The organism is Burkholderia anthina, from assembly GCF_902498995.1.
GTDB lineage: Bacteria > Pseudomonadota > Gammaproteobacteria > Burkholderiales > Burkholderiaceae > Burkholderia > Burkholderia anthina.
This window is the reverse complement of sequence record NZ_CABVLY010000001.1, coordinates 449,619-473,466: the sequence shown is the minus strand read 5'-3', so window position 1 is coordinate 473,466 and position 23,848 is coordinate 449,619. Positions and strand designations below refer to the sequence as shown.

The 23,848-nt window shown below is 67.0% G+C and carries 26 protein-coding genes; 15 read left to right on the top strand and 11 right to left on the bottom strand.

The features are described from left to right. Positions 1-98 precede the first annotated feature (98 nt). A complete protein-coding gene (locus BME24068_RS02290) occupies positions 99-1,592 on the top strand; it encodes a polyhydroxyalkanoate depolymerase (RefSeq protein WP_174925034.1) in 1,494 nt (497 codons plus the stop codon). Between the two features lie 89 nt (positions 1,593-1,681). Here the strand turns inward: BME24068_RS02290 and BME24068_RS02285 are convergent, their stop codons facing one another. Then, a complete protein-coding gene (locus tag BME24068_RS02285) occupies positions 1,682-2,314 on the bottom strand; it encodes a TetR/AcrR family transcriptional regulator (RefSeq protein ID WP_096507691.1) in 633 nt (210 codons plus the stop codon). Between the two features lie 156 nt (positions 2,315-2,470). Here BME24068_RS02285 and rsxB point away from each other — a divergent pair, with 156 nt between their 5' ends. Then, positions 2,471-3,430 (top strand): electron transport complex subunit RsxB, encoded by a 960-nt coding sequence (gene rsxB / locus BME24068_RS02280; RefSeq protein ID WP_115531453.1) that lies wholly within the window; start codon positions 2,471-2,473, stop codon positions 3,428-3,430. After that, positions 3,427-4,071, top strand: a complete 645-nt coding sequence (gene nth, locus BME24068_RS02275; RefSeq protein ID WP_096502058.1) for an endonuclease III — start codon at positions 3,427-3,429, stop codon at positions 4,069-4,071. Before rsxB ends, nth begins: the two co-directional genes overlap by 4 nt. 104 nt (positions 4,072-4,175) lie before the next feature. Here the strand turns inward: nth and BME24068_RS02270 are convergent, their stop codons facing one another. Next, positions 4,176-5,105 carry a DMT family transporter gene (locus tag BME24068_RS02270; protein WP_096502061.1) on the bottom strand — a complete coding sequence of 310 codons (930 nt, stop codon included), beginning with the start codon at positions 5,103-5,105 and terminating at the stop codon, positions 4,176-4,178. A 175-nt stretch (positions 5,106-5,280) separates the two neighbouring features. Here BME24068_RS02270 and BME24068_RS02265 point away from each other — a divergent pair, with 175 nt between their 5' ends. Next, positions 5,281-5,715: a DUF1841 family protein gene (locus BME24068_RS02265; protein ID WP_096502063.1), complete on the top strand. Its 435-nt coding sequence runs from the start codon at positions 5,281-5,283 to the stop codon at positions 5,713-5,715. Positions 5,716-5,811: 96 nt separating this feature from the next. On the opposite strand, the gene BME24068_RS02260 is transcribed toward BME24068_RS02265, so the two are convergent. Both BME24068_RS02260 and BME24068_RS02255 read right to left on the bottom strand, forming a co-directional pair. Then, a complete protein-coding gene (locus BME24068_RS02260; protein ID WP_096502065.1) occupies positions 5,812-6,168 on the bottom strand; it encodes a c-type cytochrome in 357 nt (118 codons plus the stop codon). A gap of 40 nt (positions 6,169-6,208) precedes the next feature. Beyond that, entirely contained in the window at positions 6,209-6,568 is a 360-nt protein-coding gene (locus BME24068_RS02255) for a c-type cytochrome (RefSeq protein WP_096502067.1), read from the bottom strand. Between the two features lie 244 nt (positions 6,569-6,812). On the opposite strand from BME24068_RS02255, the gene BME24068_RS02250 reads away from it, so the two are divergent. From BME24068_RS02250 to BME24068_RS02230, 5 genes are all read left to right on the top strand, one after another. Then, on the top strand, positions 6,813-7,655 hold the full coding sequence (locus tag BME24068_RS02250; protein ID WP_096502069.1) for an AAA family ATPase: 843 nt from the start codon (positions 6,813-6,815) through the stop codon (positions 7,653-7,655). A gap of 21 nt (positions 7,656-7,676) precedes the next feature. Continuing rightward, a complete protein-coding gene (locus tag BME24068_RS02245; protein WP_174925033.1) occupies positions 7,677-8,852 on the top strand; it encodes a vWA domain-containing protein in 1,176 nt (391 codons plus the stop codon). Positions 8,853-8,912: 60 nt separating this feature from the next. Then, positions 8,913-10,124, top strand: coding sequence for a benzoate/H(+) symporter BenE family transporter (locus tag BME24068_RS02240; RefSeq protein WP_174925032.1), 1,212 nt, complete (start codon positions 8,913-8,915; stop codon positions 10,122-10,124). 168 nt (positions 10,125-10,292) lie between these two features. After that, on the top strand, positions 10,293-11,246 hold the full coding sequence (gene tal, locus BME24068_RS02235) for a transaldolase (RefSeq protein WP_174925031.1): 954 nt from the start codon (positions 10,293-10,295) through the stop codon (positions 11,244-11,246). Between the two features lie 248 nt (positions 11,247-11,494). Continuing rightward, positions 11,495-11,950, top strand: coding sequence for a VOC family protein (locus BME24068_RS02230; RefSeq protein WP_096502077.1), 456 nt, complete (start codon positions 11,495-11,497; stop codon positions 11,948-11,950). A 76-nt stretch (positions 11,951-12,026) separates the two neighbouring features. Here the strand turns inward: BME24068_RS02230 and mctP are convergent, their stop codons facing one another. The 3 genes from mctP to BME24068_RS02215 all read right to left on the bottom strand — a co-directional run bounded on the left by mctP (position 12,027) and on the right by BME24068_RS02215 (position 14,932). Then, a complete protein-coding gene (mctP, locus tag BME24068_RS02225; RefSeq protein WP_096502079.1) occupies positions 12,027-13,577 on the bottom strand; it encodes a monocarboxylate uptake permease MctP in 1,551 nt (516 codons plus the stop codon). Next, positions 13,574-13,816, bottom strand: a complete 243-nt coding sequence (locus BME24068_RS02220) for a DUF3311 domain-containing protein (RefSeq protein ID WP_096502081.1) — start codon at positions 13,814-13,816, stop codon at positions 13,574-13,576. Before BME24068_RS02220 ends, mctP begins: the two co-directional genes overlap by 4 nt. Positions 13,817-14,014: 198 nt before the next feature. Then, positions 14,015-14,932: a class I SAM-dependent methyltransferase gene (locus tag BME24068_RS02215; protein ID WP_096502083.1), complete on the bottom strand. Its 918-nt coding sequence runs from the start codon at positions 14,930-14,932 to the stop codon at positions 14,015-14,017. A gap of 167 nt (positions 14,933-15,099) precedes the next feature. Between BME24068_RS02215 and BME24068_RS02210 the strand changes: the two genes are divergently transcribed. The 3 genes from BME24068_RS02210 to BME24068_RS02200 are packed head-to-tail and all read left to right on the top strand — an operon-like array spanning position 15,100 to position 15,957. Next, a complete protein-coding gene (locus BME24068_RS02210) occupies positions 15,100-15,378 on the top strand; it encodes a YlcI/YnfO family protein (protein WP_174925030.1) in 279 nt (92 codons plus the stop codon). Then, the gene (locus tag BME24068_RS02205) at positions 15,375-15,683 is read left to right on the top strand and encodes a type II toxin-antitoxin system RelE/ParE family toxin (protein WP_174925029.1); all 309 of its coding nucleotides are present in this window, start codon (positions 15,375-15,377) and stop codon (positions 15,681-15,683) included. The genes BME24068_RS02210 and BME24068_RS02205 overlap by 4 nt, the downstream gene beginning before the upstream one ends. Positions 15,684-15,702: 19 nt before the next feature. After that, positions 15,703-15,957, top strand: a complete 255-nt coding sequence (locus tag BME24068_RS02200; RefSeq protein ID WP_174925028.1) for a hypothetical protein — start codon at positions 15,703-15,705, stop codon at positions 15,955-15,957. A gap of 44 nt (positions 15,958-16,001) precedes the next feature. On the opposite strand, the gene BME24068_RS02195 is transcribed toward BME24068_RS02200, so the two are convergent. The 4 genes from BME24068_RS02195 to BME24068_RS02180 form a co-directional block, all read right to left on the bottom strand. After that, positions 16,002-16,478 carry a DNA-deoxyinosine glycosylase gene (locus BME24068_RS02195; protein WP_096502087.1) on the bottom strand — a complete coding sequence of 159 codons (477 nt, stop codon included), beginning with the start codon at positions 16,476-16,478 and terminating at the stop codon, positions 16,002-16,004. Further along, positions 16,478-17,074 carry a chorismate--pyruvate lyase family protein gene (locus tag BME24068_RS02190; protein ID WP_174925083.1) on the bottom strand — a complete coding sequence of 199 codons (597 nt, stop codon included), beginning with the start codon at positions 17,072-17,074 and terminating at the stop codon, positions 16,478-16,480. Before BME24068_RS02190 ends, BME24068_RS02195 begins: the two co-directional genes overlap by 1 nt. A gap of 8 nt (positions 17,075-17,082) precedes the next feature. Continuing rightward, positions 17,083-18,981 carry a molecular chaperone HtpG gene (gene htpG, locus BME24068_RS02185; RefSeq protein WP_174925027.1) on the bottom strand — a complete coding sequence of 633 codons (1,899 nt, stop codon included), beginning with the start codon at positions 18,979-18,981 and terminating at the stop codon, positions 17,083-17,085. A 156-nt stretch (positions 18,982-19,137) separates the two neighbouring features. Next, positions 19,138-20,598: an aminotransferase-like domain-containing protein gene (locus BME24068_RS02180; protein ID WP_096502093.1), complete on the bottom strand. Its 1,461-nt coding sequence runs from the start codon at positions 20,596-20,598 to the stop codon at positions 19,138-19,140. A 229-nt stretch (positions 20,599-20,827) separates the two neighbouring features. On the opposite strand from BME24068_RS02180, the gene BME24068_RS02175 reads away from it, so the two are divergent. From BME24068_RS02175 to BME24068_RS02165, 3 genes are all read left to right on the top strand, one after another. Further along, on the top strand, positions 20,828-21,520 hold the full coding sequence (locus BME24068_RS02175; protein ID WP_174925026.1) for a VOC family protein: 693 nt from the start codon (positions 20,828-20,830) through the stop codon (positions 21,518-21,520). A 66-nt stretch (positions 21,521-21,586) separates the two neighbouring features. Beyond that, positions 21,587-22,495 carry a DMT family transporter gene (locus BME24068_RS02170; protein ID WP_174925025.1) on the top strand — a complete coding sequence of 303 codons (909 nt, stop codon included), beginning with the start codon at positions 21,587-21,589 and terminating at the stop codon, positions 22,493-22,495. 152 nt (positions 22,496-22,647) lie between these two features. Next, on the top strand, positions 22,648-23,829 hold the full coding sequence (locus BME24068_RS02165; protein WP_096502099.1) for an aminotransferase-like domain-containing protein: 1,182 nt from the start codon (positions 22,648-22,650) through the stop codon (positions 23,827-23,829). Positions 23,830-23,848: the final 19 nt, after the last annotated feature.

Genomic DNA, 23,848 nt, shown 5'->3' with positions numbered 1-23,848 from the left:
CCGGCCGCAGTGCAACATGGCCGGCCGCTGACCCCCACGGCACGCGGCGACGCCCCAAGCCGCCCTGCGCACCGTCCCCCCACGCGGGAGTAGTCTGCATGCTTTACCAACTGCACGAATTCCAGCGGGCCATACTGAGCCCGCTCACGGCCTGGGCCCAGGCTGCCTCCAAGTCGTTCGCCAACCCGTCCAGCCCGTTCTCGCTGATGCCCGGCGCGCCGCGCATGGCCGCCGCGTACGAGCTGGTATACCGGCTCGGCAAGGACTACGAGAAGCCCGAATTCAACATTCACCAGATCGTCAAGGACGGCCACAACATCCCGATCGTCGAGCAGACGATCGTCGAGAAGCCGTTCTGCCGCCTGCTGCGTTTCAAACGCTATTCGGACGACGCCGACGCCGTCACGCAACTGAAGGACGAGCCGGTCGTGCTGGTCTGCGCGCCGCTGTCGGGCCACCACTCGACGCTGCTGCGCGACACCGTGCGCACGCTGCTGCAGGATCACAAGGTGTACATCACCGACTGGATCGATGCGCGGATGGTGCCGGTCGAAGTCGGCCCGTTCCACCTGCACGACTACATCGCGTACATCCAGGAATTCATCCGCCACATCGGCGCGCGCAACCTGCACGTGATCTCCGTGTGCCAGCCGACGGTGCCGGTGCTCGCGGCGATCTCGCTGATGGCGAGCCGCGGCGAGGACACGCCGCTCACGATGACGATGATGGGCGGCCCGATCGACGCGCGCCGCAGCCCGACGTCGGTGAACTCGCTCGCGACGCAGCACTCGACCGCGTGGTTCGAGAACAACGTGATCCATACGGTGCCCGCGAACTATCCGGGTGAAGGCCGCCAGGTGTATCCGGGCTTCCTGCAGCACACGGGCTTCGTCGCGATGAACCCGGAACGCCATGCGCAATCGCACTGGGACTTCTACCAGAGCCTGCTGCGCGGCGACGAAGAGGACGCCGAAGCGCACCGCCGCTTCTACGACGAGTACAACGCGGTGCTCGACATGGCCGCCGAGTATTACCTCGAGACGATTCGCGTCGTGTTCCAGGAATTCCGGCTCGCGGAAGGCACGTGGGACATCGAAGGCGAACGCGTGCGTCCGCAGGACATCAAGCACACCGCGCTGATGACGATCGAAGGCGAGCTCGACGACATCTCGGGCAGCGGCCAGACGCACGTCGCGCACGAGTTGTGCACGGGCATTCCGCAAGACGATCGCCGCAGCCTGACCGCCGAGAAGTGCGGTCACTACGGGATCTTCTCCGGTCGCCGCTGGCGCACGATCATCTATCCGCAACTGCGCGACTTCATCCGCGAGCATGCGCCGGAACCGAAGAGCGGCGCGACGAAGGCGCCCGCCGATGCACCGGTCGCAGCCCCCGTCGCCACGCTGCCGGCCAGCCAGCCGCAGGCCGAAACGGCAACGCGCGCCTCCGTCACCGCTGCGAAGCGCACGCGCGCGAAGGCACCGGCCGCGACGGTCGCCCCCGCGAGGACGGCAACCGCGAAGACCGCACCCGCCGCGAAACGCGCAGGCAGCACGCGCGCCAAACCGGCTCGCGCACGCAAGGCCGCCTGACGCACCGCGTCCGGATAAAAAACGCCGCCGTTGCTTGCGCACGGCGGCGTTTTTTCATTCGGCGATCGCAGTTGGCGCAGTTCGGCGGTTCAGCGCCGCAGCAGATACGCGAGCAACACTTCGGTGTTCATCCTGACCATCTCCGCGCGCTCGTCGGCTTCGCTGAAGTCGCGGCCGAGCGTCGCGGCGAGCGTGAAGCGGTTCGACACGATGTAGTAGCCGAGCCCCGACAGCGTCACGTAGAAGCGCAGCGGATCGACGTCGCCGCGAAACAGCCCGGCCTTCTGGCCGCGCATCAGCACGTTGCCCAGCTTCGCGACGATCGGCGACATCATCTCGCGGATCCGCGTCGACTTGTGCAGGTAGCGCGCTTCGTGCAGGTTCTCGTTGTTGATGAGCCTCAGCAGTTCCGGATGGTCGCGGTAGTAATCCCACACGAAATGCGCGAGCCGCGTGACGGCTTCGACGGGCGCGACGCCATCGAGATCGAGCACGCGCTCGGCCTCGGTCAGTGCGGAGAACGCGTGTTCGAGCACGGCCGTAAACAGCTGCTCCTTGCTGCCGAAGTAGTAATAGAGCATCCGCTCGTTGGTTTCGGCCCGGCGGGCGATCTGGTCGACGCGCGCGCCGAACAGCCCTCCACTCGCGAACTCTTCGGCTGCCGCCATCAGGATGCGACGGCGCGTACCTTCAGGATCTCTTTTGATTTTTGGCTGATTCATGGTGGCGTTTTGCTATGTGAGCCGCGTGATCCGGACCGGCACCCCCACCGCCTCGGCGCCGACTGCCGTGGAACGGGCGCGCCACGTGCGGCCGCCCTCCTGCTGAGCCCCTGCAAAAAAGCGGTTTGATTATGCGCACAGACGGCGTCCAGCGCAATGCGGGAAATCGGCGATAATCGAGCTTTGGCAAACCTTTCCGGCCGCGCCAGACGCGGCCGAGAGCCAGTCGGCGCTGCTGCGCCCGTTGTCACCGTGACCGATTCCAAAACCCTCGCGGATCGCATCGAAGATCTGCTTCCCCAGACGCAATGCACGAAGTGCGGCTATAACGGCTGTCGTCCGTACGCCGACGCCATCGCCGCCGGCGACGCGAACTACAACCAGTGCCCGCCCGGCGGCGCCGAAGGCATCGCACGCCTCGCCGGCCTGCTCGGCAAGCCCGTGATCCCGCTGAATCCCGTCAACGGCAGCGAACATCCGCGCGCCGTCGCGTTCATCGACGAGAGCCTGTGCATCGGCTGCACGCTGTGCATGCAGGCGTGCCCGGTCGACGCGATCGTCGGTGCACCGAAGCAAATGCACACGATCGTCGAGTCGCTGTGTACCGGCTGCGACCTGTGCGTGCCGCCGTGCCCGGTCGACTGCATCGCGATGGTGCCCGTGACCGGCGATCGCACCGGCTGGGACGCGTGGTCGCAGGAGCAGGCAGACGCCGCACGCGAACGCCACGACCGCCGGCTCGCGCGCCAGCGCCGCGAACGCGAAGCCGCCGAAGCGCGCGCTGCCGCACGTCGCGCGGCGAAGCCCGCGCCGGCAGCCGGGCAGCCCGACACGCAGCCGGCCGCGCCGAGCGCCGCCCCGGCCGACGACGCCGACGCGAAGAAACGCGCGATCATCGCCGCCGCGCTCGAACGCGCGCGCAAGAAGAAGGAAGAGCTGTCCGCGCAAGGCGCCGGGCCGAAAAACACCGAAAGCGTGAGCACGGCCGTGCAGGCCCAGATCGATGCGGCCGAAGCGCGCCGCAAGCGACTCGCCGAGCAGCAGGCGCAGCGCGACGCCGAAGGCCACGACGACCAGCACAGCGCATCCACGCCGCCCGACCACGACACGCCATGAACGCCAGCAAACGACGCGCGATCTACGAAACGCTGCAAAGCCTCAACCCGCATCCGACGACCGAGCTCGAATACACGACGCCGTTCGAACTGCTGATCGCGGTGATGCTGTCCGCCCAGGCGACCGACGTGTCGGTCAACAAGGCGATGCGGAAGATGTTTCCGGTTGCGAACACCCCGCGACAAATCGTCGCGCTCGGCGAAGAAGGCGTCACCGACTACATCAAGACGATCGGCCTGTACCGCACCAAGGCGAAGAACGTCGTCGCGACGTGCCGGATCCTGCTCGAGCGCTACGACGGCGAGGTGCCGGCCGATCGCGAAGCGCTCGAAAGCCTGCCGGGCGTCGGCCGCAAGACCGCGAACGTCGTGCTGAACACAGCGTTCGGCCACCCGACGATCGCGGTCGACACGCACATCTTCCGCGTCGCGAACCGCACGGGGCTCGCGCCGGGCAAGGACGTGAAGGCCGTCGAGACCGCGCTGGAGAAGTTCACGCCGAAAGAATTCCTGCAGGACGCGCATCACTGGCTGATCCTGCACGGCCGCTATGTGTGCAAGGCCCGCAAGCCCGAATGCTGGCATTGCGCAATCGAGCCGCTGTGCGAATTCAGGCCGAAGACGCCGCCGCCGAACGAGTGAACGCCGGCCACGGCTGACACACCGCACCGGCCGGGCCGCGTACGGTACGATCCGCAGGCCCCGTTGCGGCGCCTGCGGTGTTGCCCTTCCCCGCTCCTTTCCCGCTACGCGTTCGACGTCGCGGTCGCGTCGTCGGCTGCCGCGCCGCCCGCGCGCACGAGCGCCAGCACGGCCGCGAGAACCGCGACGCCGCCCGCCCACTGCAGCGGCGACAGCGCTTCGCCGAACAGCAGTGCCGCAAGCGCGACCGTCACGACCGGTTCGAGCGTCGACAGCATCGACGTGCGGGCCGCGCCCAGCCGCTCGAGCCCGGCGAAGAACGCGAGCATCGCCGCGACCGTCGACACCAGCGCGATCGCGAGCATCGCCGCCCAGCCGCCGGCCGTTTCCGGCCAGCGCGGCGGCGCGCCGAACAGCGTGGTCCGCACGAGCGCGATCGCGACGAGCGTCGCGGTCGCCGACAGGCAGACGATCGCGGTGGTCGCGCGCGGATCGACGCCGCGCGTCGCCTTCGTGCCGCCGACGATGTACAGCGAATAGATCACCGCGGCCGCCAGCGCGAGCGCGATGCCGAGCGGCTCGCCGTGGCCGCCGCCGACCATCAGCGCGGAACCGGCGACGCAGAGCACGAGCGCGACGGCCTTCGCGCGCGTGAGGCGCTCGCCGAGCCACCACGCGGCCAGCAGCGTGACGAAGGCCGGATACAGGTACAGCAGCAGCGCGACGAGGCTCGCCTGCGCATGCTGGAGCGCACTGAAGTAGCAGAACGACTGTCCGACGTAGCCGAGCGCCCCCATCGCGACGAGCGGCACGAGCGCGCGGCCGCGCGGCCATGCGACGCGGCGGTGGCGGGCAATCGCGGCGAGCACCGCGCCGCCGATCGCGAAGCGCACGATCAGCAAGCCGAGCACGTCGACGCCTGCCGCATAGGCATAGCGGCCGAAGATCGCCATCGCGCCGAACGCGACGGCGGACAGCGCGACATAGAGCGCGCCTTGCAGCGCGGCGGACGGTGAGCGGGCGGTAGCGGACATGATGAAACGGCGCGAGCGCGTCGACGGATGTCGTCGGAGTGTACCGGCGCGGCGGCCGGCAGCCTAGTCGGCGCTTACCCGTCGCGCGGCGCGGCCACCGCCAGCGCCGCGCGACGACCCGGCGTACAATGCCCGACGCGGCATGACGCCGCCCGAATCACGACGTTTCCCCACCATGTTCAATCCGAGTCGCGACGAAGTCCGCCGCTTTTTCACCGAAACCTGGCGCAAGCAGCGCGCCGGCGAGATCCTGACGCCGCTGGAAGCGATGGCGGCCGACTGGATCGTCGAGCACCCCGAATATCACGCCGACCTCGCGGACGCCGACGGCGCCGCCGCGCGCAACTATACGCCCGAGGAAGGCCGCACGAACCCGTTCCTGCACCTGTCGATGCACCTCGCGATCAGCGAGCAGCTGTCGATCGACCAGCCGCCCGGCATCCGCGCCGCGCACGACAAGCTGGCCGCGAAGCTCGATTCGACGCACGAAGCGCAGCACGTGATCATGGAATGCCTCGGCGAGACGATCTGGGACGCGCAGCGCACCGGCACGCCGCCCGATACGGACGCATACCTGCAACGCATCCTGCGTCGCGCATCGCGCGACTGAGCGCCGCCGCGCCGGGCCGCCGACAAAAACGCGGACAAAAAAATACCCCGCCGCGCGGGGTATTTTTGCTGCGCGTGCCGGCAAGGCCCGCCGCGCTTACTTCTTGAACACGAGGTCACCCTTGAGCGACTCGATGTAGGCCGCGATGTCCTTCATGTCGCTGACCGACAGGTTCTGGACCTGTGCCTGCATGATCGCGTTGTTGCGACCGAGCAGCGGGTTGGTCAGGCCCATCTGGTACTGGCGCATCGCCCAGACGAGGTAGTCGGCGTGCTGGCCCGCGAGGCGCGGATATTCGGCGTTGATCGGCTGGTTCAGCTGCGCGCCGTGGCAGGCCGCGCAGTTGTGCGATTCGACCAGATCCTTGCCCTTCGACGTGTCCGCCGCATGCGCGGTACCGATCGCGAGGCCGGCCGCCAGTACAACCGCCGCCGTCTTGAATGCGTTGTTCATGAATGCTCCTGTCCCGCCGGTGAGATCGGCGGCGCGCGCTTTACTTGTAGGGATTGTCCTTCGAGTCGACCTTCTGGGCGGCATAGTAGGCCGCCAGATCCGCGATGTCCTGATCCGTCAGCGAACCGGCGACCGCGTTCATCGACGGGAAGTGACGATCCTTCTTGCGGTAGGCCTTCAGCGCGTTCTCGAGGTATTGCTGGTTCTGGCCGCCGAGGACGGGTACCCGGTAGACCTCCGGATAGGCTGCGCGGTAATCCTGGATGCCGTGGCAACCGATGCACATGGCGGCCTTGCCCGCTCCGTCCTTCGGGTTGCCGACCACACCGGCCGCCTGCGCGCTGCCCGCGAGCGCCACGAGCGCTGCGACAACGACGTGTTTGCCGACGAATTTGTTCATAGCTCTTGTAACCTAGCTTGAGGGGAAACTGGCGCCGAAGCGGCAACGGCCCGCGCCGTTTTGCTTATCGGATCGCCACGCAGGCCAAAAAAAACGGCCAGATTGTACCGCGTCGGCGGGGAACGCGTCCATATGGCGCCCCGGTCCACCCCGCCGCAACCCCGCAACGATACGCGGGCCCGGCCGAACCGGACAGCCCTTCTGACTTATACTGGGTTTTTTTGCGATTAAGAAGAGCGCCGCCATGCGTTTCGAAGGATCCTCGCACTACGTCGCCACCGACGACCTCAAGCTCGCCGTCAACGCCGCGCTGACGCTGCAACGCCCGCTGCTCATCAAGGGCGAGCCCGGCACCGGCAAGACCATGCTCGCCGAGGAAGTGGCCGCCGCGCTCGACATGCCGCTGCTGCAGTGGCACATCAAGTCGACGACGAAGGCGCAGCAGGGCCTGTACGAATACGACGCGGTGTCGCGGCTGCGCGATTCGCAGCTCGGCGACGCGCGCGTGAAGGACATCGCGAACTACATCGTGAAGGGCGTGCTGTGGCAGGCGTTCGACGCCGAGCACCCGAGCGTGCTGCTGATCGACGAGATCGACAAGGCCGACATCGAATTCCCGAACGACCTGCTGCGCGAGCTCGACCGGATGGAATTCCACGTGTACGAGACGCGCGAGACCGTGCGCGCGAAGCACCGCCCGCTCGTGATCATCACGTCGAACAACGAGAAGGAGCTGCCCGACGCGTTCCTGCGCCGCTGCTTCTTCCACTACATCCAGTTTCCCGATCCGTCGACGATGCAGAAAATCGTCGGCGTGCACTTCCCGAACATCCGCGAGGAACTGCTGCGTGCGGCGCTCGAGAGCTTCTTCGAGCTGCGCAGCGTGTCGGGGCTGAAGAAGAAGCCGTCGACGTCCGAACTGCTCGACTGGCTCAAGCTGCTGCTCGCCGAGAACATCCCGGCCGACGCGCTGCGCGGCGCCGACGCGAAGCAGATCGTGCCGCCGCTCGCCGGCGCGCTGCTGAAGAACGAGCAGGATCTGAGCCTGCTCGAGCGGCTCGTCTACATGAACCGGCACAACCGGTAACCCACCCGCGAAGGCCCGGCCATGCTGCTCAATTTCTTCTACGCGCTGCGCGCAGCCAAGCTGCCCGTCTCGGTGAAGGAATACCTGACGCTGCTCGAATCGCTGAAGGCCGGGCTGATCTCGCCGTCGATCGACGCGTTCTACTTCCTCGCGCGGATGACGCTCGTCAAGGACGAGCAGTATTTCGACAAGTTCGACCAGGCGTTCGGCGCATATTTCCATGGCGTGTCCGCGCTGCCGTCCGACGCGTTCGACATTCCGCTCGACTGGCTCGAGAAGCGCCTCGAGCGCGAGCTGTCGCCGGAGGAAAAAGCGCAGATCGACGCGATGGGCGGGCTCGACAAGCTGATGGAGCGCCTGAAGGAGCTGCTCGACGAGCAGAAGGAGCGCCACGAAGGCGGCAACAAGTGGATCGGCACCGGCGGCACGTCGCCGTTCGGGCACGGCGGCTACAACCCCGAAGGCATGCGCATCGGCGGCCCGTCGAACGGCAACCGCACCGCGGTCAAGGTGTGGGAGGCACGCGCATACCGCGACTACGACGATTCGGTCGAGATCGGCACGCGCAACATCAAGGTCGCGTTGCGGCGGCTGCGCCGCTTCGCGCGCGAAGGCGCGGCCGAAGAGCTCGACCTGCCCGGCACGATCCGCAGCACGGCCGCGAATGCCGGCTGGCTCGACCTGCGGATGGTGCCCGAGCGCCACAACAACGTGAAGGTGCTGATGCTGCTCGACGTCGGCGGCTCGATGGACGACCACATCAAGCGCACCGAGGAGCTGTTCTCCGCCGCGAAGGCCGAGTTCAAGCACCTGGAGTTCTACTACTTCCACAACTGCGTGTACGACCATCTGTGGAAGAACAACCGCCGCCGTCACTCGGAGCGCACCGCGACGTGGGACGTGCTGCACAAGTTCACGCCGGACTACAAGCTGATCTTCGTCGGCGATGCGACGATGAGCCCGTACGAGGTGCTGCAGCCCGGCGGGTCGGTCGAATACAACAATCCGGAAGCCGGCGCCGTGTGGCTGCGCCGCCTCGCCGACCAGTTCCCCCATCATGCATGGCTGAACCCCGAGCCCGAGCGGCTATGGGAATACCGGCAATCGGTCGCGGCGATCCGCGACCTGCTCGGCCAGCGCATGTATCCGCTTACGCTCGCGGGCCTCGAAACCGCGATGCGCGCGCTCAGCAAATAACAACGAACCCACCCTGCAGACACGAAGGCCGCGTCCGAGCGGCCTCCCCCCGGAGATAGCATGAATTCCTCGCCCACCGCGAGCGCTGGCCGCGCCGGCGGCCGCCGCTTTTTCAACGATACGTCCGTGTCCGCGCTCGTCGCCGGCTTCGTCGCGATGATGACGGGCTACACGAGCTCGCTCGTGCTGATGTTCCAGGCCGGCCGCGCCGCGCACCTCACCGACGCGCAGATCTCGTCGTGGATCTGGGCGCTGTCGATCGGCATGGCGCTGACGACGATCGGGCTGTCGCTGCGCTTTCGCGCGCCGGTGGTCGTCGCGTGGTCGACGCCCGGCGCCGCGCTGCTGATCGCGTCGTTGCCCGGCGTGCCCTACCCCGACGCGATCGGCGCGTTCGTCGTATGCGCGCTGCTGCTGACGGCCGTCGGCGTGAGCGGCCTGTTCGACACGCTGATGCGGCGGATTCCGGCCGGCATCGCAGCCGCGTTGCTCGCGGGCATCCTGTTCGAGATCGGTATCGAGATCTTCCGCGCCGCGCAGTTCCAGACGGCACTCGTGCTCGCGATGTTCTTCACGTACCTGATCGTCAAGCGGCTCGCGCCGCGCTATGCGATCGTCACGACGCTGATCGTCGGCACCGCGGTGGCCGGCGGCCTCGGCCTGCTCGACTTCAGCCGTTTCCACATCGCGCTCGCGCAGCCCGTGTTCACGATGCCCGCGTTCTCGGTCGCGTCGATCGTCAGCATCGGCATTCCGCTGTTCGTCGTCGCGATGGCGTCGCAGAACGTGCCGGGCATCGCGGTGCTGCGCGCGGACGGCTATCGGACGCCTTCGTCGCCGCTGATCGCGACCACCGGCCTCGCATCGCTGCTGCTCGCGCCGTTCGGCTCGCACGGCGTGAACCTCGCGGCGATCACGGCCGCGATCTGCACGGGCCCCGAAGCACATGAAGATCACGCGAAGCGCTACACGGCCGCCGTGTGGTGCGGCACCTTCTATCTGATTGCCGGGATCTTCGGCGCGACGATCGCCGCGCTGTTCGCCGCGCTGCCAAAGGCGCTCGTCGTCTCGGTCGCCGCGCTCGCGCTGTTCGGCTCGATCATGAGCGGGCTCGCGAACGCGATGCAGGACGTGAAGCAGCGCGAAGCCGCGCTGGTCACGTTCATGGTCACGGCTTCGGGCCTCACGCTGCTGTCGATCGGCTCGGCGTTCTGGGGGCTCGTCGCGGGGATCGTCACGCAGGTGATCCTGAACGCGCGTCGTCCCGCCTAGCCCCGTACAGCGGAGGCCTGCCGCACCGGCGGCATGCCAAAACGTGCGCGACACGAATCGGGCCTAAAATGATGGATCGGAGGCGGTGCCCGGCGCCGCCTCGCTTCGCTGCCGCGCTCGCGCGGCCCGTGAGAACCCCGGCGCCCCGCGCCCTCCTCCCGAATCGCCATGACTACCGCACTCGACCAGCTGAAGCAGTACACGACCGTCGTCGCCGACACGGGCGATTTCCAGCAGCTTGCGCAATACAAGCCGCAGGACGCGACCACGAACCCGTCGCTGATCCTGAAGGCCGTCCAGAAGGATGCGTACAAGCCGATCCTCGAGAAAACCGTCCGCGATCATCGCAACGAAAGCACCGACTTCATCATCGACCGCCTGCTGATCGCATTCGGCACCGAGATCCTGAAGCTGATCCCGGGCCGCGTGTCGACCGAGGTCGACGCGCGCCTGTCGTTCGACACGCCGCGCTCGATCGACAAGGGCCGCGAACTCATCAAGCTGTACGAAGCCGCCGGCATCGGCCGCGAGCGCATCCTGATCAAGCTCGCGTCGACGTGGGAAGGCATTCGCGCGGCCGAAGTGCTGCAGAAGGAAGAGATCAAGTGCAACATGACCCTGCTTTTCTCGCTGGTGCAGGCCGCCGCGTGCGCGGAAGCCGGCGCGCAGCTGATTTCGCCGTTCGTCGGCCGCATCTACGACTGGTACAAGAAGCAGGCCGGCGCCGACTGGGATGAAGCGAAGAACGGCGGTGCGAACGATCCGGGCGTGCAGTCGGTGCGCCGCATCTACACGTACTACAAGACGTTCGGCTACCACACCGAAGTGATGGGTGCGAGCTTCCGCACGACGAGCCAGATCACCGAACTCGCGGGCTGCGACCTGCTGACGATCAGCCCCGATTTGCTGCAGAAGCTGCAGGACAGCACCGACACGGTGGCGCGCAAGCTGTCGCCGGACGCGCTGCACGACAAGCCGGCCGAGCGCGTCGCGATCGACGAGGCATCGTTCCGCTTCCAGCTGAACGACGAAGCGATGGCGACGGAAAAACTTTCCGAAGGCATTCGCGTGTTCGCCGCCGACGCGGTGAAGCTCGAGAAGCTGATCGACGCGCTGCGCTGAATCGCGCAGCCCGCGCCTGCCGCTGTCAGTTGAGCTGTCAGCAGCACTGACAACAGGCGTCAGCAAGCATTGCCGACGGCCGCGAACCCTGTGTTCGCGGCCGTTTTATTTTTCATTCCAGCGTCAAGCGCGCGCACTACAATCCACGTCACGAGTGCGCCGGCCGCGTCCCGGTGCGCTCTTCCCGGTCAATCTTGGATATACCCGAGCCGGCGCCGACGCGCCTGCCCGGTCCACAGGAGACAACGATGCAAGTCCAACCGTATCTGACGTTCTACGGCCGCGCGGAAGAAGCCCTTCAGTTCTACGAAAAGGCGCTCGGCGCGAAGACGATGTTCAAGATGCACTTCAAGGATGCGCCGCCGAATCCCGATTACCCGATGTCGCCGGAGATGAGCGACAAGGTGATGCATGCGAGCTTCACGATCGGCGAGTCGATGATCATGTGCTCGGACGGCGACTGCAGCCAGCCGGACGGTGGCGCGCACGCGGGTTATTCGCTGTCGCTGAACCCGGCGACGGTCGACGAAGGCCGGAAGCTGTTCGATGCGCTCGCCGACGGCGGCGAAGTGACGATGCCGTTCGGCAAGACGTTCTGGGCGCTCGGCTTCGGGATGGCGAAGGACCGTTTCGGCGTGCACTGGATGGTCAACGTCGAAGACCTGTCGCAACGCGACGATCTCGCAAAGCGCGCGGGCCAGTAACACCCGCGCACCAAGCAAAACGCCCGCGACTTGCGTCGCGGGCGTCGGGTCGAAACTGCCGCAGAAGGTAGGCCGATCAGCTCTCGACGACGTCGAGATAATCCTCCGGTCGCGTGCGGTCCTCGGCATGCGCCATGCCCATCACGCGCACCAGCACGCTCACCACCACCGACACCACCAGGTTCACGATCAGCGACCACACGGCCGCGTAGCCCGGAATCGCGAGGCCGAACAGGTGGATCGTGAAGATCGAGCCGGCCAGCTTCAGCGAAATCGCCATCCACGTGCCGCACACGATGCCCGCGGCCCAGCCGACCAGCAAGCCGCGATGGTCGAGCACGCGCGTGTACAGGCCGAGCACGATCGCCGGCAGCGTCTGGATGATCCAGATCCCGCCGAGCAGCTGCAGCTGAATCGCATAGGTCAGCGGCAGCCCGAGGATGAACGCGACCGCGCCGACCTTCACGATCAGCGACACGAGCTTCGCCACGTGCGTCTCCTGCTCGTGCGTCATGTTGCGGTTCACGAACTCGCGGTGGATGTTGCGCGTGTACAGGTTCGCGGCCGCGATCGACATGATCGCCGCCGGCACCAGCGCGCCGATGCCGATCGCCGCGAACGCAACACCGACGAACCACGACGGGAAGTAGTTGAGGAACAGCGCGGGCACCGCGAAGTTCGGGCCGAACGCCTTGAAGTACGGCGCGTACTGCGGCATGTCCTTCACGCCGGATGCGAGCGCCATGTAGCCGAGCAGCGCGAGCAGGCCGAGCACGAACGAATACGCGGGCAGCATCGCCATGTTGCGGCGGATCGTGTTGCCCGACGACGACGACAGGATCGCCGTGACCGAGTGCGGATACAGGAACAGCGCGAGCGCGGAGCCGATCGCGAGGGTCGCGTACGCACTGTAGCCGTTCAGGCTCATCGCATCAGGTGCCTTCAGCAGCAGCTTCGCCGGCGGCACCGTCGCGAAGATGTGCCCGAAGCCGCCGAGCTTCGCGGGGATCACGATGACCGCCGCGGCGATCGTGATGTAGATCAGGATGTCCTTCACGATCGCGATCATCGCCGGCGCGCGCAGCCCCGACGTGTACGTGTACGCGGCAAGAATCGCAAACGCGATGATGAGCGGCAGGTCGCCGACGAAGCCGGTCGTGTCGAAACCGAGCGCGCCGATCACCACTTCGATGCCGACGAGCTGCAGCGCGATGTACGGCATCGTCGCGACGATGCCCGTCACCGCGATCGCGAGCGCGAGCATCCGGCTGCCATAGCGTGCGTTGACGAAGTCGGCGGCCGTCACGTAGCCGTGACGCTTGGCGATGCTCCACAGTTTCGGGAACACGACGAACGCGAACGGGTAGATCAGGATCGTGTACGGCAATGCAAAGAAGCCCATCGCGCCGGCGCCGAACACGAGCGCGGGCACCGCGACGAACGTATAGGCCGTGTAGAGGTCGCCGCCGAGCAGGAACCACGTGACGATCGTACCGAAGCGGCGACCGCCGAGGCCCCATTCGTCGAGGTGGGCGAGATCGCCGCGCCGCCAGTTCGCGGCGAGAAAACCGAGGACCGTGACGCCGATGAACAGGAGAACGAAAACGAAGGTAGCGCCGAGATTCATCGCGCACCTCCTTGCGTGCCGTTCGCCTTCCACGCGTTCTTGGTCTTGTGATACACGAACGCGGTGATCACCGCGCTAATGAACACCCAGAGCAGCTGGTACCAATAGAAGAACGGAAAACCCAACCATTGCGGTTCGATCTTGCTGTACGACGGTACCCAGACCATCGCGATCAGCGGCACTACCAGCAGCCAGAGCCAGCGCTTGGCGGCCCGATTGGCGTCGGCATCGTGAGCCATGACGTCTCCTCATCTTTCCCGGTTATCGATCTTGTTGAGCGGGTACGGCGGCGAGAGGAGCGACAAAACGGGTAAGCTGCGGCTCCCCTGGCTTCGCGCCAGTATAGGAGCCGCGAGCGCGCGGTCAAGCGGGGGCGAACCCGAGGTGATCCGCCCCTAGTCACGCGGTTGCACCGGCATGCGGCCGGCGCATGGGCGTCAGATCGCGAATGAGGATTCGCGTGCGCCCGTCGTTTCTTTCAAAGCTTTCACCCACTTGCGCGCGGGCAGCTTCAGCGTGTCCTCGATCAGCTTCGCGCGGGCTTCCAGTTGCGCATACGACACGTCGAGCGCCGGGCCCGAGAACGCGATCGCGATCCGGTTGCCGTCGTGCACTTCCGGCAGCGCGATCACGCGGTGGTCGAACGCCGCGTTCAGGTGCTTCATGTTGCGCACGAAGCTCGGATGGTCGCCGAACAGGTTGATCGTCGCGATGCCCGCATCCGCGAGGCAGCCGCGCACCGCGCGGTAGAACGCGACGCTGTCGAGCACCGGGCCGCGCGCGGTCGCGTCGTACAGGTCGATCTGCAGCGCGCCCGTCGTGCCGCGGTTGGCCGCGTCGTTGACGAAGTCCCATGCGTCGGCTTCGTGCACGACGAGGCGTGCATCGTCGGGCGGCAGCGCGAACATCGTGCGCGCCGCGACGATCACGGCCGGGTTCAGTTCGACCGCCTCGACCTTCGCGTGCGGCAGGAAGCGGTGCGAGAACTTGGTCAGCGCACCAGTGCCGAGCCCGAGCTGGACGATCCGCTCGGGCGTTTCGAGGAACAGCAGCCACGCCATCATCTGCTGTGCGTACTCGAGTTCGATATGCAGCGGCTTGGAAATCCGCATCGCGCCCTGCACCCATTCGGTACCGAAGTGCAGGAAGCGCACGCCGCGCTCTTCCGAGAACGTGACGGGCGCGAACCGCGGCTTGCGCGGCGCGTCGAGGACGGGCACGTCGTCGTGTTCGTCGATCTCCGGGCGGCGCTTCAAGCGCGGCGGCTGGAGTTTGTCGGAGCCGTTGTACGCGGACGGCTTGCGTTGCTTGAACGCGCGCGCCTCGGCGGACGCGCGCTTGATCAGTCGGGTCATGTTGAATCTCGCTGGGTGATGCTGGATGAGCGGACGAGAGGATAGCATTGGTGGGGGTCCAGACCGCAGGAGGCGTGCGCGGTCCGTCGGCCGGCCATTCGGGTGACTTGCAGGCGACACGGGCATGCGGGATAATGTATCGCAATTGCGATGCAAAAGGGGCCACGATGAAAACTGCGACTTTTCCATCTGTCCGGGTCGAACCGGAATTGCGCGATGCCGCCGAGAATGTCCTTCAGGAAGGCGAATCGCTGTCGAGCTTCGTCGAGCAATCGATTCGCGAAGGCATCGAACGTCGACGTCTCCAAAGCGAATTCATTGCGCGCGGCATTGCGTCGCGAGATGAAGCTCGACGGACCGGCAAGTATGTCGCTTCGTCCGAAGTGCTGGAACGGCTGGGTCGACGACTCGATACGCTGCGTGACCGGAAGCGGCAGACTCGATGACCTATACGGTTCGCTTTACGTCCGGCGCCTCGGACGACCTGGACCGGCTTTATGCTTTCGTCGTCGACCGTGACGATGCGGAGGTCGAACGGGCTGAACGCGCGTTGGCAGCCATTGCGTCAGGAATCGCCACGCTCGAATCGTCGCCGTTCACCTGCCGCAAAGTTCATCCGTCCATGCCGTTTCTCCGGGAACTGATCATTCCATTCGGCGCATCCGGCTACGTCGCCTTGTTCGAGATCGACGACGGCCAAACGGTGACGATCCTTGCGGTCCGCCATCAGCGGGAAAGCGACTACCACTGACGAGACGACGAGGAATCACATGACCTCGAACGACAAGAAGATCTGGTTCCCTGCGAAACGCTACGGCTGGGGATGGGGGTTGCCGGTCGCGTGGCAAGGGTGGGTGGTGGTACTGCTGTTCGTGATCGGGATCATCGCGAGCGCGTGGCTGGTGCCACCGCACCGGTCGCCGGTCGCGTACGGCGCGTGCATCGTGGCGCTGGTCGCGCTATTGACCGTCGTGTGCTGGATCAAGGGTGAAAAGCCCCGGTGGCGATGGGGCAAGGACAAGTAGGTGAGCGTCGGCGGCAATCGGCGCTGCCGCCGCTCGATTCGGTGTCAATCGGGTATCGCCCGCCACTGCACGAGCTTCTGCTCGAACGACAACATCGCATTCGCCGGGCTCGACGACGGCAGCACGAGCGTGTCGTACCCGGCCTGCCCGATCACGTCGGCAAATCGCCCCGCCGTCTTCCCGTTGAAGCACACCTTCCTCAGCAGCGGCGCATGCTCGCGCAACGACGCGAAGTCGTTCGGCTTCGCATTGCGGATCGCGGAATCGAGACTGCCTTCGCGATGGCAGGCATCGAGCACATCCCAGATGCCGATGCCGTGCGACAGCACGCGCTCGAGCCGCGCGTCATACGCAAGCTCGTGCAGCCCCGGCGCGTCGAGCACCGCGCCCAACAGCCGCCAGAACTGGTTGCGCGGATGCGCGTAATACTGCGCGGCATCGAGCGACGCCTCGCCCGGGAAGCTGCCGAGAATCATCGTGTGCGTATTCGGCCCGACGACCGGCGCAAAGCCTTGCAGCATCACACGCCTCCGCGCGGCCCGACGGATCGCGGGCCGTCGCCGTGCGCATCGAGATGACGCCACAGCGCGGGCAGCATGCATTCGGTGACCATCAACGGCTTGCCGTGCCGCTGAAACACCGAGCGCCGCGCGGCGAACGCATGCGGTGCACGCTCGCCGCCCAGTGCATGGCTCGCAAGCGTGTAGAGCGGATGCCCGGCGATCACGCGCCGGCTGACGAGCACCGAGCGCTCGACCTGCGGATCGCTGTACAGCAGCTCCGCGAGCGGCCGCGTGCGCAGCCGCCGCATCGCCTGCCATACGCCCTTGCTGGCCGCGAGCGGCGCGATGCTGTGCGCGGCGACGTACGGCGTGCCGTCGACCGACAGGATCACCTCGCGCACCCACATCGGCGCGCGCGGCGCACTGCCGAGCGCCGCCGGCTCGTCGAACCACGGACAATCGACGGCCTCGCGCGTCACGCGCACCTTCACGCTGCCGAGCCGCGCGAGATGCGCGGTCAGCGAGCCGCCGCGCGTCAGCCAGTCGCGCTGGTCGAGCGTGCAGCCGGGCCGGGGCGTGTCGCGCCAGCCCGCCTGTGCGCCGTCGAATCGCATCCGCACGGTCACGCGGTGCGCGACAGCAGCAGCGCGTTGGTCCGTTTCACGAAGCTCGCCGGATCGTCGAGCATCCCGCCTTCGGCCAGCAACGCCTGATCGAACAGCAGATGGCACCAGTCGCCGAAATTGGCGCTGTCGGCGTTCAGCTGCTTCACGAGCGCGTGCTCGGGGTTGATCTCGAGGATCGGCTGCATCGCCGGCGCGTTCTGACCGGCCGCTTTCAGCATCCGCTGCAGGTAGCCGCTCATGTCGTTGTCGTCCGCGACGAGACACGACGGCGAATCGGTCAGCCGGAACGTGACGCGCACTTCCTTCACCTTGTCGCCGAGCGCTTCCTTCATCTTCTCGACGACCGGCTTGATCGCCTCGCCCGCCTGCTCCTGAGCCTTCTTCTCGTCGTCGTTCAGCTCGCCGAGGTCGAGATCGCCGCGCGCGACGCTCGCGAGCGGCTTGCCGTCGAATTCATGCAGGAACGACAGCATCCATTCGTCGACGCGATCGGTCAGCAGCAGCACCTCGACGCCCTTCTTGCGGAACACTTCGAGATGCGGGCTGTTCTTCGCGGCCTGCCACGTATCGGCGGTCACGTAGTAGATCTTGCTCTGCTCGGGCTTCATGCGCGACACGTAGTCGGCAAGCGACACGTCCTGCGCGTCGGTGTCGCCGTGCGTCGACGCGAAGCGCAGCAGCTTCGCGATGCGCTCGCGGTTCGCGTGATCCTCGCCGAGGCCCTCCTTCAGCACCTGGCCGAAGGCGCCCCAGAACGTCCTGTACTTCTCCTTGCCGGCATCCTCTTCCGCGTTCGCGAGCTCTTCGAGCATCGACAGCGCACGCTTGGTCACGCCTTCGCGGATCGCCTTCACGTCGCGGCTTTCCTGCAGGATTTCACGCGACACGTTCAGCGGCAGGTCGGCCGAATCGACGACGCCCTTCACGAAACGCAGGTATTGCGGCAGCAACTGCTCGGCGTCGTCCATGATGAACACGCGCTTCACGTACAGCTTCAGGCCGCCGCGATAGTCGCGGTTCCACAGGTCGAACGGCGCGTGTGCCGGCACGAACAGCAGCTGCGTGTATTCGCTGCGGCCCTCGACGCGGTTGTGCGTCCACGTGAGCGGATCCTGATGGTCGTGCGCGATGTGCTGGTAGAACTGCGTGTACTGCTCGTCGGTGACGTCGCTCTTCGAACGCGTCCACAGCGCGCTCGCCTGGTTGACGGTTTCGTCCTCGTCCTTCAGGACCATCTCGCCCTTTTCCTGATCCCACTCTTCCTTCTGCATCAGGATCGGCAGCGCGATGTGATCGGAATACTTCTGGATGATCGACTTCAGGCGGTGCGACGACAGCAGTTCGTCCTCGCCTTCGCGCAGGTGCAGCGTGATCGTCGTGCCGCGCTGCGCGCGCTCGATCGCGTCGATCGTGAAATCGCCCTCGCCCGCGCTTTCCCAGCGCACCGCTTCGCTTGCCGGCAGGCCCGCACGGCGGGTCTCGACGATGATCCGGTCGGCGACGATGAAACCCGAGTAGAAGCCGACGCCGAACTGGCCGATCAGCGCCGCGTCCTTCTGCTGGTCGCCGGACAGCTTCGTGAAGAATTCCTTGGTGCCCGAACGCGCGATCGTGCCGAGGTTCGCGATCGCCTCGTCGCGGCTCATGCCGATGCCGTTGTCCTCGATCGTGATCGTGCGCGCGGCCTTGTCGAAGCCGATGCGGATACGCAGGTTCGGATCGTTCTCGTACAGCGCGTTGTTCGCGAGCGCTTCGAAACGCAGCTTGTCGGCCGCGTCGGACGCGTTCGACACCAGTTCGCGCAGGAAGATTTCCTTGTTGCTGTAGAGCGAATGAATCATCAGGTGGAGGAGTTGCTTGACCTCTGCCTGAAAGCTCATCGTTTCGTGTGCCATGGATGCTGTTTCCTCTTACTTGAACTTGAATGGTGTGGCGCGGGCGCCCGGCGCGCGATGCCGGCGGGCCCGTCAAGGACAACCGCCTGGCGCAAGCGGTTTGCGCGGGTATCTGGGGCCGCTCGCCGCGATTTCAAGGGGCGGCGCGCCGCCGCGTCACGATGCGCGCCGCGCCGCCGATTCGATATAGCGCGCGAGAAACCCCGGCAGCGCCGGATCGCCGCAGTTCGCGACGTTAAAGCGCGTCCACGTCGACGGCGACTGCTGCGGCGAGAACAGGCTTCCCGGCGTCAGCAGGAATCCTGCCTCGTGCGCGGCGGCCGCGAGCGCGTCCGAATCGACGCCCGTATCGGCCCACAGGAACATCCCGGCCGCGGGCATCGTGAAGAGCTTCAGCCCGGTGCGCTCGAGCATCCGCGCGGTCTTGTCGCGCACGCCGTCGAGCCGCGCGCGCAGGCGCTCGACGTGGCGCCGGTAATGCCCTTCGGTCAGGATCTTGTAAAGCACGCGCTCGTTGAGCTCCGGCGTCGTCATTCCGACCAGCATTTTCTGGTCGGTGATCGCCTTCGCGATCTCCGGCGCGCATGCGACGTAGCCGACCCGCAGGTTCGCCGCGAGCGTCTTCGAGTAACTGCCGAGGTAGATCACGCGCTTCAACTGGTCGAGGCTCGCGAGCCTCGTGGCCGGATAGCTCGGCGGACACAGATCGCCGTACACGTCGTCCTCGACGACGAGGAAGTCGTACGCCTCCGCGAGCTTCAGGATCCGGAACGCCTGCGCGGCCGACAGCGACGTGCCGGTCGGGTTCTGCAGCACCGAGTTGATCACGAGCATCTTCGGCCGCCACATCTGCACGAGCGTTTCCAGCGCGTCGAGATCGGGGCCGTCCGGCGTATACGGCATCCCGACGAGCTGCGCGCCCTGCGATGCGAAACGGCCGAACATCTGGAACCACGCGGGGTCGCCGACGATCACCGCGTCGCCGGGCTGCACGTAGATCCGCGAGATCAGGTCGATCGCCTGCGTGATGCCCGACACCAGCACGAGCTGCTCGGGCTTCGCGCCGATCTCGACTTCCGCGAGCCGCGTCTGCAGTTGCTGGCGCAGCGGCAGGAAACCCTGCGGCGTGCCGAAGCCGAGCATCTGCGCGCCCGCCTGGCGCCCGAGCGCGCGCAGCGAGCCGGTGATCAGCTCGCCGTCGAGCCAGCGGCCCGGCAGGTAGCCCAGACCCGGCCCCTTTTCCGGACTGGCGGTATGCAGCATGTTGCGCAGCAGCCAGACGACGTCGATCGTGTTGTGTACCGGCGTGGCCTCCGCCACGCGCGCCACGCTGTCGACCGGCTGCGGGCCGACGGCCGTGCGCTCGCGCACGTAGAAACCGGAGCCCCGCCGCGAATCGAGATACCCCTGCGCGACGAGCCGTTCGTACGCCTCGACGACGGTGAAACGCGACACGCTCTTGTCGAGCGCGAGCTTGCGGATCGACGGCATGCGCATGCCGGGCCGGAACACGCGCTCGTCGATGCGGCGCCGCGCCCACTGGACGAGCTGGTCGACGAGCGTGAGCGTGGCCGTGTCGTGCGGCGCGGGAATCTGGGCGAGGGAAACGGTGGACATGGGCGGTGGCTCCAACTGTACCGAAGGCTATCGCAGCGATTGTACCGTTACTGTGCCGGTGCGGACGATTACAGTTGACCGGAATGGCGATCATGCGGCCGTCGCTGCGGCCCTGCCGCACTGGCGCCGCGCCGGCTGGCCTGCAGCGCCGCCCGTGCCCCGGCCGGTTCCGCAACCGCCCGGCACCTCGCCCGACTACCATGACACTTTCGCTTCCCGACCGACGTTCATGCCAGCCCGCTCCCTGACCCTCGACCATCTCGTGATCGCCGCGCGCACGCTCGACGAAGGCGTGCGCCACGTCGCCGACGCGCTCGGCATCGAACCGGCCGGCGGCGGCCGCCATCCGCTGATGCGCACCCATAACGCGCTGTTCGGCGCATGGGGCGGCCTGTACCTCGAAGTGATCTCGATCGATCCGGACGCGCCCGCCACGGGCGACGACGGCGCGCCGCCGCGCGCGCGGCTGTTCGGCCTCGACGATCCGGCGATGCGCGAACGGCTCGCGCAGGGGCCGTTCCTCGCGCACTGGGTCGCGCGCGTCGACCGCCCGCGCCAGCTCGCATTGTGGCAAAGCCAGTATCCGGCCCGGATCGCACCGCTCGTCGCGATGCGGCGCGGCGACCTCGGCTGGGGCCTCACGGTGCCCGACGACGGCGCGTTCCCCGCATGGCAAGGCGCCGGCGACGGTCTGCTGCCGTCGCTGATCCAGTGGGACAGCCCGCGCCACCCGGCCGAATCGCTGCCGAGCGACGGCGTCGCGCTGAAGGCGCTCAAGGGCGCCCACCCGCGCGCGGATGCACTTCGCGAACAACTCGACTGGCTCGGCGCCGCCCACCTGCTCGATCTCGAGACCGCCGACGGCCCGCCCGCGCTCACCGCGGAATTCGACACGCCGCAGGGCGCGCGCACGCTGCGCTGACGCTGCACGCCCGGCCGCCCTCCCGTTACACCCGATGCACCTCACGAATACGGAGACACCCACGACATGAATTCGCGCGAAACCCGGGGCATGCTGCTCGGCCTCATCGGCGTCATGATCTTCAGCCTGACGCTGCCGATGACGCGTATCGTCGTCTCCGAACTCAATCCGCTGCTCAACGGGCTCGGCCGCGCGCTCGCCGCGTCGGTGCCGGCCGCTCTGCTGCTGTGGTGGCGCCGCGAACGGCTGCCCACCCGCGCGCAACTGAAAAGCCTCGCGGTCGTGTCGGCCGGCGTGATCATCGCGTATCCGGTGTTCTCCGCGTGGGCGATGAAAACCGTGCCTGCGTCGCACGGCGCCGTCGTCAACGGCCTGCAGCCGCTGTTCGTCGCGCTGTATGCGGCATGGCTGTCGCACGAACGGCCGTCGAAGGCGTTCTGGGCCAGCGCGCTGGCCGGCAGCGCGCTCGTGATCGCGTTCGCGTTGCGCGACGGCGGCGGCACCGTGCAGGCGGGCGACGCGCTGATGCTCGTCGCGGTCGGCATCGGCGCGCTCGGCTATGCCGAAGGCGCGCGCCTCGCACGCCAGATCGGCGGCTGGCAGGTGATCTGCTGGGCGCTCGTCGTGTCCGCGCCGTTCCTCGTGCTGCCGGTCGGCTGGCTCGCATGGATGCAGCACGCCGCGCACCCCGGCCCGCTCGCGCTGCGCACGTGGCTCGCATTCGGCTATGTAACCCTCTTTTCGCAATTCATCGGCTTTTTCGCGTGGTATGCGGGGCTTGCGATGGGCGGCATCGCGCGCGTCGGCCAGGTGCAATTGCTGCAGATCTTCTTCACGATCGCCTTTTCCGCGCTGCTGTTCGGCGAGACGGTGACGTCGTCGACGTGGCTGTTCGCGGCCGCCGTGATCGCGACCGTCATGCTCGGGCGGCGCTCGTCGGTCGCCACGGCCCCGCGCCCCGCTCGCGCCGGTTGATGAGGTGCGCCATAATGTTCGTTTTGCCTGAACGGTTTTGCCTATCCAGCCGCGACGGCCCGATCGCGCTCCCGCATGCCCACCCGGCCGCGTCGACGCAATCCGCCTGACCGACCTTTCTTGACTGACCACGATATCCGAACGAGGAGACTATGAATCCGAGCGACCTGCATCCGCCGCACTGGCAGCTTTCCGAACGCGCACGCAAGCTGACGAGCTCGGCGATCCGCGAGATCCTGAAGATCACGGAACGCCCCGAGGTCATCTCGTTCGCCGGCGGCCTGCCCGCTCCCGCGACGTTCCCGGCCGAACGCATGCGCGCCGCGGCCGACCGCGTGCTGCGCGATTCGCCCGCCGCGGCACTCCAGTACAGCGCGACCGAAGGCTACCTGCCGCTGCGCGAATGGATCGCCGAACGCTACAGCGTGCGCGTGTCGCAAGTGCTGATCACGACCGGCTCGCAGCAGGCGCTCGACCTGCTCGGCAAGGCGCTGATCGATCCGGACAGCCCGATCCTCGTCGAAACGCCGACCTACCTCGGCGCGCTGCAGTCGTTCTCGCTGTACGAGCCGCGCTACGTGCAGGTGCCGACCGACGAGCAGGGCCTGCTGCCCGAAGGCCTCACGCCCGAACTGACGCAAGGCGCGCGCCTGCTGTACGCGCAGCCGAACTTCCAGAACCCGACCGGCCGCCGCCTGCCCGTCGAGCGCCGCCGCGCGCTCGCCGCGTTCGCGCAGTCGAGCCCGTTCCCGGTGCTGGAAGACGATCCGTACGGCGCGCTGAACTACCAGGGCGAGCCGCTGCCGACGATGCTGTCGATGGCGCCGGACCACGTCGTGCACCTCGGCACGTTCTCGAAGGTGCTCGCACCGGGCCTGCGGATCGGCTACATCATTGCCCCCGAAGAACTCCACTTCAAGCTCGTGCAGGCCAAGCAGGCCACCGACCTGCACACGCCGACGCTCACGCAGCGCATCGCGCACGAAGTCATCAAGGACGGCTTCCTCGACGAACACATCCCGACGATCCGCCAGCTGTACGGCGCGCAATGCGAGGCAATGCTCGCGTCGCTCGCGCGTCACATGCCGGAAGGCGTCACGTGGAACCGCCCGGACGGCGGAATGTTCATCTGGGTGAACCTGCCCGCGCAGATCGACAGCATGAAGCTGCTCGAAGCGGCGGTCGAGAACCACGTCGCGTTCGTGCCCGGCGCGCCGTTCTTCGCGAACGATCCGCAGCAGAACACGCTGCGCCTGTCGTTCGTGACGGTGCCGCCCGAAAAGATCGAGGAAGGCGTCGCGCGCCTCGGCAAGCTGCTGCGCGAGCGTCTCTGATCCCCTTTTTCCTGTCACG